Raw genomic sequence first — 15165 nt, 5'->3', positions numbered from 1 at the left:
GATAAATTAAGTTAAAACATAATAAGCTCCATCATATATATGGAGGCATAACAAGAATATGTCAAAAGAAATGCTAGATATATACAATGAGCAGCAGGAACATATCGGAGTAGCCCCAAGAGACGAGGTTCACGAGAAAGGCTACCTGCATCATACCTTTCATTGTTGGATCATTCGTAGCACTCCTGAGGGTCCACAACTATTGTTTCAAAAGAGACAGGATACCAAGGATACCTTTCCAGGTTACTTTGATATTACCGCTGCGGGTCACTTGACTGCCGGAGAAACGATAGAACATGCCGCGCGTGAAATCCAAGAGGAACTAGGAGTTAATATCGAATTCTCACAACTGGTTTCTCTTGGTACTGTCCAGTATGAAGGCCGCGGTATAGCAAATGGTAAGGCATTCATTGATAGAGAAACTTGTTTTGTATTTGGTTGTCAGCTAGACATACCCCTATCTTCCTATCAGCTTCAGGCAGAAGAGCTAGCTGGACTCTATGAAACTCCGCTTGAACAGGCAATCGCTATGTTTGCAGGTGAAATCGATTCAATCCATGCAGTGGGCATCTCTTCTGTTCAGCCTGGCACTGATTTCCCTCATTCACTCGAATGTCATGTTAGTGTACAACAATTTGTTCCACAAAGCGGTGATTATTATCTCCATACACTCCGGGGATTAGCGGCTCTACCTTCGTTACGTTAGGGATGAATCCTCGTTAACACGTGAAATGGCATCAGAATTAGATTCTTGCTCTGTTTCTTTTTGTGTTTCACCATCGATTTCGATTTCATCCGAACTTACATATTTACGATAAATATGCTCGTAATGGGGTCCATAGCGTTCACTCAGCTCATCACCCATGTCCTGCTCTAGTTCATACAGTACCATTTCCTGCGTGAAGTGATGAAGAAGGAGTTCGACCATGACAGGGTGCTCGGTTACGAGCGCCTGTGTTGTGTTGCCCTCCCCTCTCATCCCTAACATGCACCAGCGGCGATCAATCACAAAAGAGAACTTGCGGCCCCGATTAGCATCGGCTTCTGTTCCCCAAGTAGGCCAAGCCATTAGTCGACTCATAGCATCATCATTACCGATACAAGACCACAGTAGCTTCACACCTTTGGCCTCCGCCTGTTCCAGCTCATTGCGTAGCAAAGAGGCTTCTTCACGCCAGACATCCACGACAATTTCCTCGCTTGCTCTTGCCAATTCTCTAGACAATGCTTCCAGAACATTTCGGTCTCCCTCCACATTATAAAAAGGGAGTTGATGTGGCTCTACGCGTGGCATTTGACTCTCCACAAAATGAAGAGATTCCTGCATTTGCCCTGAAATCATCCGCGTTAATTCATCAGGCTTAAGCATGCTGTACCGAACTGGTTCTCCTTCACTACGTTGAAGAAAGCCTTGCTGTGATAATCGTTGCAAGGTTGCATATACATTAGATCTGGATACCCCAAGTCCCTTAGCTACTTCATAACCAGATGAAGCCCCTTTACCTGCGAGCTCCACCATGATTTTTGATTCCATTTCGGTAAATCCCAAGTTCTGCAAATGTTGCAGCAATTGTTCCATTCGTTAGTCCTCCCAAGCTGCCTGAACCCTTGCATTTCATTGCAAATGTCTGGATAGGTGCTTATGCAAATGCAATCTCTATATCTGTTCTGCTCCGCATCGCGGACACCACTTCGAGCCTTTAGGCAAGTCTGCCCGGCATATTTGGCATTTCACCGTATCACGAATTCCCTCTTCGCTTTCCGTCTCATCCCCGCTCTGATTGTTCTCTTTCCAATAGCGGATGCGGCGATCCAGCTCAAGCTGTCGTTCTCTCTCCCGTTCAAACTCATCTGCCTGACGGCGTTCCCGTTCCGAATCTAATGGGTTAGCTTCGGAAGGTTCGTCCCAGCTTTCTTCCTCAACGTATTCATATGCTTCTTCTACAGGAGTGCTGGCTTGCGGTTCATCATGATAACTACTACTTCCTGTATATGGCTTCTCAGCATATGGTTTTTCTGCATATGCTTGCTCTGCGTATGCTTTCTCTGCATATGCCTGCTCAGGATATGCTTGCTCAATGTTTATTTCATCTTGATATCTTTTCTCAGGACCTGCAGGCTTTACAGTCTCTGAACGCTTCTTAATAGCCTCACCTGGAACCAACTTACGGCCACAGGCTGGACAAAAGTTAGCATCCAGATTAACAACTTGACCACAAGTACAAATGCGCTCATTCTTAAGCTCACCAATTCGGCCGCGCAGCTCGTCAATTTCTTCCTGCAGTTTGTCACATTCTTTCGCATGGTTCATCATTTCGGTTTCAGCAACAGACATATCTCCTGAAGCATAACCTTCATAGAAAATCCGGCCCATCCCTGTAAAATGAAAACTCATTTCTTTCTCAATCTCAGCAATTTGACCGTTTAGCTTATTCACTTCAACGGCGCCCTGAGCCTTTTCAGTCGCTCGGTTCGCTCCATCTTTAATTCGTTGTATAATATTCATGATTTCTTCCTCCTCTTTCCCCTTACCTAACCTTTTTCATGTATCGTCTCTCATTCAATCGACAACGATTATGGGATACAATATGCAGAGCCCGTTTCTACAAAGATACCATGTCAGACGTGTCCTGTGAAATCTGGCACGCCACAATTCATTTTTCTCGGCCTTCCCCTTGCATACGCAAGGTATAATGAATATCATGCTTTAATGCGTAACTACATGATATAGCCTTTTCTCACTTGGATGGTTATATCATACCAAATTTATAGGCTGCTTGTGAAAAAGACAACCCTTGCACTCAGCCCTCAGTCAACAAAGGAGGACAAACGATGGGCTTTCCAGACCTGCCCCTTCATAGCAATCCCGCCAAAACGCCAGCCACCTCTGTACCTCCTATGGCAGCCAGTGCACCCGCTTGGACAAGCCGGGAGCGTGTGACAGACGTTATGGATGATGCCTTCTTCTTTCGCGCACTAGAAGAAAATGGAATTCTGCTCAACGCCGAGCAAATTGAGGCTGTGCGTCATCATGAAGGTCCGCTCCTTATCGTTGCAGGAGCTGGCTCCGGGAAGACGACAGTTCTTGCTGCGCGCACTGCTTATTTAATTGCCGTTCTTGGCATTCCAGCTACACGTATCCTGCTCGTCACCTTCACGAGTAAAGCCGCGCAAGAGATCAAAGAGCGCATCGCGAAAATACCTGGTATTCCTGCCGGGGCCGCACGGTCGGTTGAAGCACGTACCTTTCATTCTTTTGGCCTGATGCTACTGCGTAAATCGGGCTTCACTCAGCGTATTCTAGGTGATTTCGCGCCCAGGCATACCATAATGAAAATTGTTCTTCGGAAGCTAGATCCAAGCGGTGTATATCAGCCCGAGACTGTACTTGCCGCCCTTTCTTCATGGAAAATGAAAGGATACTGGCCTTCTCAGTTACCCGACGATACGAAAGATGAAGCAGCCATGAAACGTATTATGATGGCCTATGAAGAGTGGAAGTTAGAGCGAAATCAATGGGATTTCGATGACATCCTGCTAAATACCTTAAAGCTGCTTGAAGATCCAAGATTACTAGCACAGTTACAGTCTCGCTACGCGTATATCATGGTTGATGAATTTCAAGACACCAACGCCGTGCAGTACAGTTTGGTTCAACATCTCGCTGCGAGTAGCACTCGGAATATTGCAGTTGTAGGTGACGATGATCAAACCATCTATACCTTCAATGGTGCTCGCCAGGAATCAATTCTTGAATTTGATCAAGTGTATCCAACCGCAAAGCGGGTAACCTTGCATATTAATTATCGCAGTGATCACCGCATTCTTGGGTTAGGCAGCGCGCTAGTCAGACATAACAAGCTACGTCTTCCTAAGGAGCTGTTAGCCTCTGCTCCTTCAGGTGCAGCACCTGTTTACTTATCCCCAGCAAGCGTAGATGAAGAGGCTCAGTGGGTGGTCGGCCACCTGATAGAGGATGCGAAGCGTGAGCAAATAAAATATGGTGATATCGCGATCTTGCACCGCACTGCTGGTAGCAGCCGAGCCATTCTTGAACAGTTACTGCTACACGGCGTCCCTTTTGTCCAATATGGTAGTGCTCCCGTATTCTATGATCAAGCACTAATCAGACCGTTAATGGATCATTTGCGGTTGTCATTGATTCCGCGTCGTATGGAGCACTACAAAGTGTCCTCGGACCATTATATGTGCCCAAAGAGCAAGGTATGGCTTTTATTACAGAACAGGAACAGCGACAAGCGAAGAAGTATCCACTCATTCACCTCATTCGCTGGGATCGGCTGCAGCCGTTTCAGCAAGAAGCCGTGAAAGATCGGGTTCGGCTAATCAAATCCTTAAAATTGATGAAGCCGTATATGCCATACAGGAAATGCGCCGCCTGTTTTATGACAAATACATGGAGGCAGGCGATCCGCTTGTCTATACCCAGTACAAGGAAACGGTCAATGATGGACTCGCTGAGCTAGAGAGCGCCGCTGCACGCTTTGATACTGTCGAGCAATTCATCTCGTATGCGGATGAGTTAACCACACGCCAACAGCAGATGGAAGCACTTCGTGATCAAGAAAGCGGCAGCGATGCTGTTCAGCTCATGACTATTCATCGTGCCAAGGGCCTTGAATTCCGGCGAGTGTACTTGATCGGCGCAAGCGAAGGTATTCTCCCGCATAGCACTGCACTTAAGGACCAGCCTACGGCTGAGCTCAAAGCAGATTATCCCAAGACACCAAATCATGTGTTGACTGAGGCCGCACTTGAAGAGGAACGGCGGTTAGCTTATGTAGCGGTAACTAGGGCTAAAGAACAGTTATATATCAGCTCACCGATGTATTATCATGGTAAACCTGCCGAGCCTTCGCGGTTTCTACTGGAAGCCTTCGGAACCGCACCAGTTGTCAGCATCTCCAGTCCTAAACAAGTCTAAGAACCTCCTTGAACTGATTCAAACCGATTGGCATCGTGTAAGAATCAGTAAAATCATTTGTTTATAATCGTGATTAAACCATAAAACGTTTATCAAACAGGAGGCCACTTGTATGGAAACCGAGAAGAAAATGTACTACATTTCTGTCAGCCATAATTTGATTCAAGATGTACCTAATGATTCAGCCGAATTTAGGGTAATGATGACCCAGGATGAAGTAACTAATCTTCGCGATCAAATGAGTGCACTGATTAAGGATGATGAATATACCTTTAGACGTGCCTTTGTACCATTTAAATCGGCAGATCATGATGATGCAACCCACCAATTTGATGACGAATTAATTGGCGTGTATCAATACCTTTATGATCTAGGCGATGCCGAAACCAAACGATTAATTGATCAGATGAACGTTCTAGAGAAACTTGAGGATACTGATTATCATGATAAAGGGTATGAAAATTCTCCACTGAATAAAGATACTTTGAAATAATCACAATTCAACGACTTTTTAATTTATGCTGAATATATGATCCAAAACTTGAGACAGCCGCCTTGGCCGGAATGATTTCTTCATGAAATGATTCTGGTCAGGGCTATTTATATTGAATCATGTTCTTCGCATTTTTTGCTTCTGGATCTTGAAATCATGTAAGATAGAGGAAGTATCACCCCAATTATGTAGTTATAGGAGAATTACAATTGAACAAAGAGTCTAACCATCAATTAGTCATGAATCCCGTCACTCTTAAGGAACTGCATCAGCTTGATATTGAACATAATTTACTGCACCAGTTCGCTGAGTGGAAGAAGCTTCCCATGTTATATCAGCTCGCTCTGGAAGAGCTCCAGAATAAGATTAAACTGATTAAGACCGAGCTGAAACTTCAAGACGGCTACAGTCCAATTGAACATATTAAAGTACGCATTAAAGAGCCCAAAAGTATTTTAGCCAAAATGGAGCGCAAAGGCTTCGACATTACACTTGAAAGCATCTTAACGAACATTCATGATATCGCTGGCATGCGAATTGTATGCGCCTTTGTCAAAGATATCTACCGTCTGCTGGATCATTTCGCGCAGCGCGATGACATCCGGGTCATTGAAGTGAAGGACTATATCGCCCATCCTAAATCAAATGGATATCAGAGCCTGCACGTTATTGTAGCGGTCCCACTTATTCTGTTCGAAGGTACACGCTGGATGAAGGTCGAAATTCAAATGCGTACGCTTGCCATGGATTTTTGGGCCAGTATGGAACATATCATATTCTATAAATATGATAAAAGAGTGCCCTCCCACGTCGTGGAAGAGCTGAAAGAAGCAGCAGAAGCTGCAGATCAGTTGGATAATCAAATGCTTCGAATTCGCGAAGAAATTTTGGCACAGTCCAGTGATTTTATACCAGAAGATTTACAGGAACAGTCGGAGTCATAAGCGAAATTTCTAGCATGATGTAACGAGAGATAATCTATATATCATTCTACCTTTAAGGATGCTCACGGGTATCATTCAAGCTTATAATGGCTTCGGTTTTCTCCCATGCAGCCGCTAAGATAAGCGCCACAATTAAAGTGATTGCAATGATTGTACCCAGCATATGTGCACCCCGTTTTATGAAATGAAGTATATGTAAGTATATGTATGCGTCTAGTGTCCTATGCTGCGCCACCTTCCTTGCAAACATTTTCCATTTCAAACGATACCAACACAAAAAAGCTGCCCTTGAGTTCTCTCTGATGAGAGCCTCGGACAACTTTTTTTGTGTTGGTATATTCCCTATTCTAAATAACTAGCTACCGCTTTCTGTGCATTCAGCTCTGGAGCTGGCGCTGGTGTATTGCCTGGCATCAGGCCAAGTTTCTGCGTCAGTTGCTGATTAATATCCGTCATCCTGCGCGTATGCTCCGTTGCCGATTGAATAATCGTGCGATTAGACTGCTCGTACATATCAATTGCAGAGAATAGATCCGTCATCGCTCGGTTGACCGAATCCATTTGCAGCGCTGGTTTTCCTAACAGTTCATTCGTTTTCTGTGTTGTTTCCTTTAACAAGCGAGAGTTCTCTTCGAACATATTTTGCAATGTTTCATTTGCCGAGTTTACCGCATTTATCGTATCCAGTTGATCTTGTAGCGCCATAGAAATCATGGCTGAGACCGTAATTAAATGACGTGTTTTATCAATCGTCGCATCCACAGAATCAATCAGTTTATCGTTGTTGTCATTGATAATATCTGTACCAGCAATCGCTTGCTGATAAAGCATGACCATTTCTGTAAACGATTGTATTCGAGTAACTACCTTCCGTAAACCGCGTTCTAGTATGGTTTTGCGATAATCATTTTCCGGTTTGGCGATTTCTTGTTCAAAGAGCTCCTTGAGCTTGTTTCCCATCGCAATTCGCACTTGCAGATTGTACACCTCTTCAATGGAGGAGCGCTTAAGATTCTTCATGTACACGACATTCTCTTCGAGCGTGTCCTTCCCATTACGTAGCGATTGCGTAATGGCGTCTACGTTGGTTTTAACGGATTGATATTTGTAAATGTAGTTCTTCATCGGTGTTTTCTTTAACATTTTCTCGAAAAATCCGAGCTGTTTACTCTTGCTAAGCGAATCAATTTCATTGCGTAATTTCAAAATATTATTCGTCACTTCAGTACGTTTACCAGACATGAGTTCACTCACGGGGCGCTCTAACATCGTAAGGGATTGTCCTGCTTTTTCCATCGTCTTCTGGCCCATCTGCCCGATTTGGTCCATCAGCGTCTCCAGTTCCATCGTATCGGTTGAAGACACACGTTCAATCACCTGTCGAGCTTCCTGCTCGACCTTCGCTACATCTGAATCCTTCAGCTGTACCATTAGTGGGCTTGTTGACATGATAAAATCCTCCTCTTCCTTTATGAATCTGTTGTTCGATAACGCTGCTGAATCAAGTCCATCCGAGTTTGAAGCTCAATCAAATCTTTATTCTCAATCGCTTCTACGTAAAAAGATAGTTTCGAGTTGATATCCTTCAATCCTGTTAGCAGAAGCCGCCGATTCATCACTTTGGCTTCACCACTTAGTTTTAGAAATGGGTTGATCGCTCCATTCAGGTCTTTAAACACAAGACGCTGTATGTTGTGATTCATTCCCCCGTCATTCATTTCCTTGAGCTGTGGAATTAGGCGAGTAATTCGGGCTAGCAAAGCTTGTGTCTTCTGAACAATCTCATCGTCTAGCGCATTCTTCTCCCCTTCGGAGAGCACCATTTGTTCGATCACGCTGATATATTCATGAACAGGATCCCAGATGGGGTCTCCCGCATTTGCATTCGTACCCCTTGCTCCAGCATTTACAGCGATGGTGCTAGGGTCAAACTTCTGAGGGCGATCTCCGTCACGACCTGACGGTTCGGTGATGGCCTTACCGCTCACTGGATCCATTTGTGGTGTTCCAGGGATACCCTCTCTCTCCAACCTATGCCTAGTAGACTTACTTATCACGACCATACCACCAAATCCTATTAGCACAGGAATTAGTAAACTAATAAAAGAGGGAAGAAATATACCCGAAATTAAAGCTACAGCATACCCACCAAGCGATATCATCGCTGCAAGCTTATAACGCTTCATTCGTTATGCACCTCCTACAATTTCGTCGACTGCTTCTCTGGCTATTCGGGCACCCTAGCAAATTAAGACATGATAACCGCCTGTTCCACATAACTTGCCTTAATGCCAAGGCGAGGTTGTGGCGTTTCAAAGGGCTGCTCCAATATCGCTTTCACAGCTAAATATGGAATGTTCACACCGCTAAGACAGGTAATATAGAGTCCACCAGACATTCGCGGATTAATTTCCAACAGCTTCGGAACGCCACCATTATATTTTACCTGAATATTAAAGACATAAGGGATGCGATATCGTGCTGCTATTCGCTCTGAAATCTGTTGCAATTCAGGTATATCCTCTAAATGATAAACCCGACCAGATGATTTCATACGCGGTATGGCCGTAATTAACTCGCCCTTTGCCGATGATAAGCAATCAATACTATATTCATTTCCTTCAAGTAACTCCATGACCATCACATCTTCAAAACGCTCTGCTTGGGCAAAAGTTTGATAAGCTTCCTCGAACGTTACGTTCAGATGAACCCAACCAAATATTTCTTCCAATGGATCACGCTTGTCCACAATCATTCTAAAACCCATTCCACCCTCAGCATTAGTGGGTTTGAAACAAACCTGATGACCACGAGCTAATAGATCCTCATAAGCTGCTTTAAATTCCTCTGCTGTATTCACAACATGATAAGCCGGAATTTCTACCACACCCGTTCCCTGGAGCGATTCATAGAAACGGTCCTTATCCATCAAACGGCTAAGCAGCTCCGTATCCTGACAGACCATAACCTTGGTTCCGATTTCCTCGAAAAGGGCAGTATGCCGAGCAATTTCATCCATATGTAGGCGGGGAATAAAAATCTGAATTTGATGGCGCTGACAAAAATCTAAGCAAAACTGGACATATTCCCATCCTTCTAACGCAGGCTCTGTTTCCGCGTGATCGCATGCTTGTAGCGACATATGCTCAATATCTGGATGCGTGCCGTACAATTCAAATACCTGCTGGTCATCATTTTGACGAATCATATTCATATAATGATAAGCTACGGAAAACCAGCGGTTGAACCAAATTCTTGTCATGTGTTATATACCTCATTATATGCGAAATGTGATGTATCTGTCTGTCCAGCTTGCAAAGCAAACCACTGTTTAGCTTTAGTAATCATTTCAGCTGAAGCAAGAATACCAGACTGGTCTGTAAATATGATGTCAGCATTAGCCTTAGCTTGATTATACAGTTCCCCATGGCTGGGAGCTAGTTTAAGATGGGCCTCATCAAGCAGGCTCTGATCTAACAGTGAATCTCCAGCTGCTACTACATTATCAGCAGTAGACCCCAGTCGATCCATGACATATCTCAGTGCACTCCCTTTGCTGAGTCCAGCAGGGACGAGGTAAATCTTCCGCCCTTGGATGGACAAATTCCATCCGAGAGTGGATAGTTCTACACGCAATTGCTCCATTTCATTTAGAGGCAAACATGACAGAACAACAACAATAGAGTAAAAAAGCTGTTCCGCATGTTTGATGCTGAGAACCCAGTCTGGACTTGCGATTCGGTCAAATAGCTGCATGACTTCATTTGCGTCCGCACTGGATTGTAGAGCCTTATGAACATGTACAGCCCACTCTTCATCCGGCTGGCCATTTCGTAGTATCGTGCCCCCATTACTAGTAATAGCGATTTGAGGCCGCAGTGTATCTTTGATATAGAAAATACGGCTGTACTGCTCAACCGTGCGTGTCGTTACAGGAATGAAATAAGCAGAGGCAGATAGATCATGTAGCAGCTTCGCCGCTGTCTTTGACATAAAGGAAATATGTCTACCTTCATATAACTCAACCGGGACGATATCAGCTTCCTTTATATCGGTTCCCATGGCTTGCTTGGAGTAAATGAGGGTGCGATCCAAATCACTAGCAAAAATCATAATTGTTCACCGCTCTTTAGCGGTTTAATCAGACCGCAGCAAGAATATGTTAATTCAGGATACACTTCGACTGGAACCTGCTTGTCCCCTGCAAGAAGTAGAATATGCTTCAAGTTCGGATTATCGAGACGATCCACAAGGATTTTCCAAGGTACGCGTCTTAGTAATACACGCGTCGTTTCACCTACGCCCGGCTTAATTAAATTCACATCGGCAATACCATAGTCCTCTTGGATGCGCTGAATATCCTGCATACCCTTCCAAGTGACTGCCGTTAGTTCAGCGTTGTTATAGAGACGTTCAGCTTCTTCCTCAGCTTCACTGAATACCGATGGGAAATACTCGGATACCTTGTCCACGAATACATTTGATACATCGTCCGTAAGCCATTCCTTATAATACTTCGCTCCGTGAAAATCATCGGGCCCAATAAGATCGTCCCGCAGCACGGTACGGCTCATAAGTCCCGATACAGTGGAGTTCAAACACGCACTTGGAATTAGGAAATCTTCGCGCGTCCCGAACGTATCTGAGCACCAACCCGGATCAGCTAATACAGCCAAGTCATCGTCAAGCTCAATCCCGTATTGTTCCTTCATCGTCACAGCCGCTTCGATCAAGACTTTGCGAATCGCCCCTTTACCTGTCCAGCCATCCACAAATTGAATCGAGGCCTCTGGATGGTTGTGATGCATATATCGAATCGCATTTACATCAATACCCTTACCTCTAATAATAGATACACTGTAATGAGGAAGATCTACTTCATATTTCTGAAGAATATAGCGTTTCATTAGAATTCCAATAGGCGTACCCGCACGTGCGAGCGAAGCCAGCACGATATCGAATCCACGTTTTTTCACAACAAGTTCTGCTACAATTCCAGCAGATAGAGCTACTTTGCCCGCTGTTTCTTCAAGTGTTTCATGAAACAAGCGGATGTAATCTGCTGTCGGTTGATATTCTACAGGCAGCATTTCTGAGTAGTGCGTTCCAGACTGAATGGCCTCCTCACGATCTTCGGTCCCTTTTTCAAGGGCGACATCGCTTAGATCCTTCAATAGAAAAACAACATCTTCCTTCCGATAGCTACCTACAGCCGCTGGATTAGGTAGTGGTCTTGACGTCATATGAACGTTCATTATTAGAAACCCTCCGTTTGGCGTGATGCTGGTACGTTAAAATAAATCAAGTGAATAACCGGAATACGAGTATCCTTCAACGCATTCATCATCGATTGTTGTTGCTCTTCATCATAAGTTCGCTCCATAAACACAAACATTTCGTCATATACATGCGGTGGAATATTATAAAAGAAATTGGGCGTCTGCGAATCATCAGGGGATTCATACCGGAAAGCGTAATTTACCGCATAATGATCATGTCCCGCTGGATAAATAGGGCTGCGAGTACTCGATTGATAACTTACTCCTTCACCCATCTCCGCGCTAATTCGCATTGGAATATACATAAATTCACCAGTCCCCATACATAACGTGCGGGTACCTGTTCTCTGAGCCTTCAACCAGGCTGCGCTGCTATGAACTTGTTCATCCAGCAGTATATTATCTTCACTGTGCAATCCGAAGCGGCCTGTGAGTCTCAAATATCCGCATAAATTAGCTCGTTGCTTAGAGTCGATAGAGGACACATCCACATGCCCAAAATGACTACTTACATCATGAACCTTGAACACAGGTTCGGAAGCATACGCCAATCCCTTTGGTTCCAAAGTTTTCGCCCTAGCGTTTCCTTGGTCTATCACTTCTACCTGAGGGGATAAGTGCTCCAGATCAAGCGGCCCTCCAGTCACCTCAATCTGCCCAGACATTAAGGATAAGCAATGAATGTTGACATTCAGCTCGCGTTCCACTTCTTCAAAACGTCGTTTATCCGCATCTGAACGCCAGTCTAGCAAACTGACGACAGTATAGCGACTACGAGGATGTTTTCCATGCAAGTCCCTTATAATGTTCAATGCCGTATTGCCCGTCGTAATTTCATCATCAATCAGTACGACTGGCTGTGATCCTGTAAAAAAATCAGATTGCAAGGCGTAACAGCGATGCGCGGTCGCATGCGAATGCTCCTCTTCAAACTGGAGTACGGCATTCATTTCGCGAATCTCCTCGCGTGTTGTATGAAGAAATCGGCTTGTCCCAGCAAATAAATCATACATGCTGTGACCAAGCGCCGTTGCAGTCTCAGCGAAGGATATAAACAACGTGTCCTCACCCAGCGGAAGCAGCTCCGATTTAAGTCTTTGATATAGGCCCTCAGCCTGCTGTGGATGCTGGAGGGCATCCATGATGTTCTCCATCTCCTCAGGTAGCTCTTGGCCAAACTTCTGAACATACAGAAGTGCAAGCGCTGCGCCGCTAAGCAGTGACACATGCGGATTCACAGGTATATGTTTGCCGAGTACCTTGCTCACAAATAGAAAGCTACGCTTCTTATTCACCCGAGCTGCCATCTGAAATAAAGCTTCAGGAGGCAAATCAAATGGATTACCTGTAATGGCGATATCTACTTTCAGATCGCCTAGAATGTTATACGAGTACTTGCTCTTGCTCGTCTTTGCTGATGAGAAGCGTGGTAAAGTTCTGGTTTTCATGCAACACCCCGTATATGTTCGATCGAATTAAAATCCGTCTTGCCCAGTTCAAATGCGGTTTAATTTCGTTCATTTTATTGGAATACTGGCTCTTTAATACGCCCTGAAGGCCATTGTTGTTCTCAAGTACATGCGTAGCATCGACAAACTCTTCATGTGTTACCGCATACAAAGATTGTACTGGCAAAATATGAGACGGATGAATGATTGTCTTGCCTACAATTCCATTCTCTTTATCCAGCGCTACTTCCCGAATTAATCCATCCAGATATATATTGATGAATTGCATTCTTAGCTTAAGACCATCCCTACCAGCCATTTCTTCAAAAGGAGTTTGTCTTAGCTGCGTCTTCAGTACTCGTTCGCTCTTGAAATACTCCCATACGGGCCCTGAAATCACATAGTTGTCATCGGCACGTCCGAAAATATTAACAATATCCGCTATACAATCTCGGATGACTCCGATATCATAAATCGTCATATCCGGACTACGTCTCAGACCAAATAGACTTGAGAAATCCGTAGCACCAATGCGGACGTTCAGCACATAATCCTTGAATTCATGAAGTACCTTTTTAAGTTCAAAAAGTGTATTCGCTCTCGATTCAAGATATATAATATCGCATGACTCCAGAATAGGCATCACATAAAGTACAGGCATGGTTGAACTCTTCTGCTGGTTATAATCGCGAACGATATCCAAATAAAGCTGACAGTTACTCATAGAGAACTTAGGCAACACGAAGCCAGCTACCCATGCCAGCGTATCTTCCAATTCCACAATAACTCGTTTCATTTGTTCAGGTGAACGAACACGAATAAATATGATTGGCATGTCTTCTTCAGACATGATACCTGATTGTACAAAGGATTGAAGTTGTAACAGCTGTTTCAAAACATTGTCTTCAGCGGACTGAACCTGAAGATCGCCAATGGCATCTTCGAGGTCTAACACCATAGACACCATACCTACATTTTTCCCACTCCGGATATCTTCAGCGATAGATGGTCTAGTGGCTGGCATATATAGAGCAGCTCCAATGGCGTGGGATAATAACTCTTTATCCGAACTTCGATTGAAACTTACAGGGGCAGAGTGAAATATATGTTGCTCTTCTTCTCTGGAAAGATAATTAAAATACCGCATGGAATGTATCCCCTTCCTACATTGGTGATTTGGAAAACAGAGTTTAAAATATCCCTCCCTATAAGCAGGAGGGATATTCTAACCCGTTACATATCTAAGAATTAAGCTGATGTAGAATGATCAGACTTCTTACGACGAATCGTGCTATATACAAGTGTTCCTACGAAAATCAGGATCAGTAATCCGAAGAATACGAATTGCGGCATTTCAAATCCAAACGCACCCGCGATCATTTTCACACCAATGAGGATAATGAGAATAAAAGCTGCCTTTTCAAGTTCAGGGAACTTATCAATTAATTTCAGGAATAGCTGCGCAACGCCCCGCATCATCAGGACACCGAGAATACCTCCTAAGAATAGAACCAGACCTTGTCACTCACACCAAATGCAGCAAGGACACTGTCTATGCTAAAGGCGATATCTAGTAATTCAACGGCAAGCACCGTGCGCCAGAAGCCATAGTTCTTGTTCTCAATCTCATCGTCTCCATCATTTTTCTTCCCAATATATGGAATCAGCGGAACATTACCGACACGTTTCATCTTCAGTTCTAAGTCGAATAGATTGCTGAGTGCAATCCATAACAGATAGACCCCGCCGAGTACTTTGATCCACATGATTTTGACCAAGAACGTACCTACACCGATAGCAACAAACCGGAAAATATAAGCCCCGACGATACCATAAAACAAAGCTTTTTTCTGTTGATCTTTCGGTAAGTGACGGACCATAATGGCCAATACTAGCGCATTATCCGCAGACAACAGACCTTCTAATAAAATTAGTGTTCCGATAATTCCCCAGCTTGCGGGGTCAGATAATGTTGCCGTAATACTCGCCCAACTGAAAAAGCTTCCGAAATTATCTAGAAAGCTTTGTACAAACTCACCCATTCATTGTCCTCCTC

14 protein-coding genes and 1 pseudogene are annotated in these 15165 nt (G+C 44.2%); 5 read left to right on the top strand and 10 right to left on the bottom strand.

The annotated features are described in order from the left end of the window. Window positions 1-58: 58 nt before the first annotated feature. Window positions 59-706, top strand: a complete 648-nt coding sequence (locus JCM16418_RS16490) for an NUDIX hydrolase (RefSeq protein ID WP_036651099.1) — start codon at window positions 59-61, stop codon at window positions 704-706. Here JCM16418_RS16490 and JCM16418_RS16485 read toward each other — a convergent pair. Further along, entirely contained in the window at window positions 698-1579 is an 882-nt protein-coding gene (locus JCM16418_RS16485) for a TrmB family transcriptional regulator (protein WP_036651096.1), read from the bottom strand. The two genes, JCM16418_RS16490 and JCM16418_RS16485, sit on opposite strands and share 9 nt — an antisense overlap. 78 nt (window positions 1580-1657) lie before the next feature. Beyond that, window positions 1658-2506 (bottom strand): zinc ribbon domain-containing protein, encoded by an 849-nt coding sequence (locus tag JCM16418_RS16480; protein ID WP_036651093.1) that lies wholly within the window; start codon window positions 2504-2506, stop codon window positions 1658-1660. A 326-nt stretch (window positions 2507-2832) separates the two neighbouring features. Here JCM16418_RS16480 and JCM16418_RS16475 point away from each other — a divergent pair, with 326 nt between their 5' ends. From JCM16418_RS16475 to JCM16418_RS16465, 4 genes are all read left to right on the top strand, one after another. Then, window positions 2833-4329, top strand: coding sequence for an ATP-dependent helicase (locus JCM16418_RS16475; protein WP_052020430.1), 1497 nt, complete (start codon window positions 2833-2835; stop codon window positions 4327-4329). A gap of 61 nt (window positions 4330-4390) precedes the next feature. Then, complete coding sequence (locus JCM16418_RS26720; RefSeq protein WP_148298837.1) at window positions 4391-4945, top strand: 3'-5' exonuclease; 555 nt, start codon at window positions 4391-4393, stop codon at window positions 4943-4945. Window positions 4946-5057: 112 nt separating this feature from the next. Continuing rightward, entirely contained in the window at window positions 5058-5438 is a 381-nt protein-coding gene (locus tag JCM16418_RS16470; protein ID WP_036651090.1) for a hypothetical protein, read from the top strand. 209 nt (window positions 5439-5647) lie between these two features. Further along, window positions 5648-6382 (top strand): GTP pyrophosphokinase, encoded by a 735-nt coding sequence (locus JCM16418_RS16465; protein WP_373280725.1) that lies wholly within the window; start codon window positions 5648-5650, stop codon window positions 6380-6382. Between the two features lie 342 nt (window positions 6383-6724). On the opposite strand, the gene JCM16418_RS16460 is transcribed toward JCM16418_RS16465, so the two are convergent. The 8 genes and pseudogenes from JCM16418_RS16460 to JCM16418_RS16425 all read right to left on the bottom strand — a co-directional run bounded on the left by JCM16418_RS16460 (window position 6725) and on the right by JCM16418_RS16425 (window position 15151). Then, window positions 6725-7831, bottom strand: coding sequence for a toxic anion resistance protein (locus tag JCM16418_RS16460; protein ID WP_036651087.1), 1107 nt, complete (start codon window positions 7829-7831; stop codon window positions 6725-6727). A gap of 20 nt (window positions 7832-7851) precedes the next feature. Then, a complete protein-coding gene (locus JCM16418_RS16455; protein WP_036651085.1) occupies window positions 7852-8568 on the bottom strand; it encodes a hypothetical protein in 717 nt (238 codons plus the stop codon). Window positions 8569-8630: 62 nt separating this feature from the next. After that, window positions 8631-9644, bottom strand: coding sequence for an ATP-grasp domain-containing protein (locus JCM16418_RS16450; RefSeq protein ID WP_036651082.1), 1014 nt, complete (start codon window positions 9642-9644; stop codon window positions 8631-8633). Continuing rightward, entirely contained in the window at window positions 9641-10495 is an 855-nt protein-coding gene (locus tag JCM16418_RS16445) for an HAD family hydrolase (protein ID WP_052020426.1), read from the bottom strand. The genes JCM16418_RS16450 and JCM16418_RS16445 overlap by 4 nt, the downstream gene beginning before the upstream one ends. After that, window positions 10492-11637, bottom strand: coding sequence for a cysteine protease StiP family protein (locus JCM16418_RS16440; RefSeq protein WP_052020424.1), 1146 nt, complete (start codon window positions 11635-11637; stop codon window positions 10492-10494). The genes JCM16418_RS16445 and JCM16418_RS16440 overlap by 4 nt, the downstream gene beginning before the upstream one ends. Before the next feature lie 2 nt (window positions 11638-11639). Continuing rightward, window positions 11640-13109, bottom strand: coding sequence for a phosphoribosyltransferase family protein (locus JCM16418_RS16435; protein WP_242403870.1), 1470 nt, complete (start codon window positions 13107-13109; stop codon window positions 11640-11642). Next, complete coding sequence (locus JCM16418_RS16430) at window positions 13045-14256, bottom strand: HpcH/HpaI aldolase/citrate lyase family protein (RefSeq protein ID WP_052020422.1); 1212 nt, start codon at window positions 14254-14256, stop codon at window positions 13045-13047. Before JCM16418_RS16430 ends, JCM16418_RS16435 begins: the two co-directional genes overlap by 65 nt. A 101-nt stretch (window positions 14257-14357) precedes the next feature. Beyond that, window positions 14358-15151 (bottom strand): annotated as a pseudogene (locus tag JCM16418_RS16425) (MeeY/MeeF family manganese export membrane protein). Window positions 15152-15165 lie beyond the last annotated feature (14 nt).

Source organism: Paenibacillus pini JCM 16418 (genome assembly GCF_000576305.1).
Classification (GTDB): Bacteria; Bacillota; Bacilli; order Paenibacillales; family Paenibacillaceae; genus Paenibacillus_AQ; species Paenibacillus_AQ pini.
Note: the sequence above shows the minus strand (reverse complement) of the source record. Positions and strands in the feature narration are given on the sequence as shown.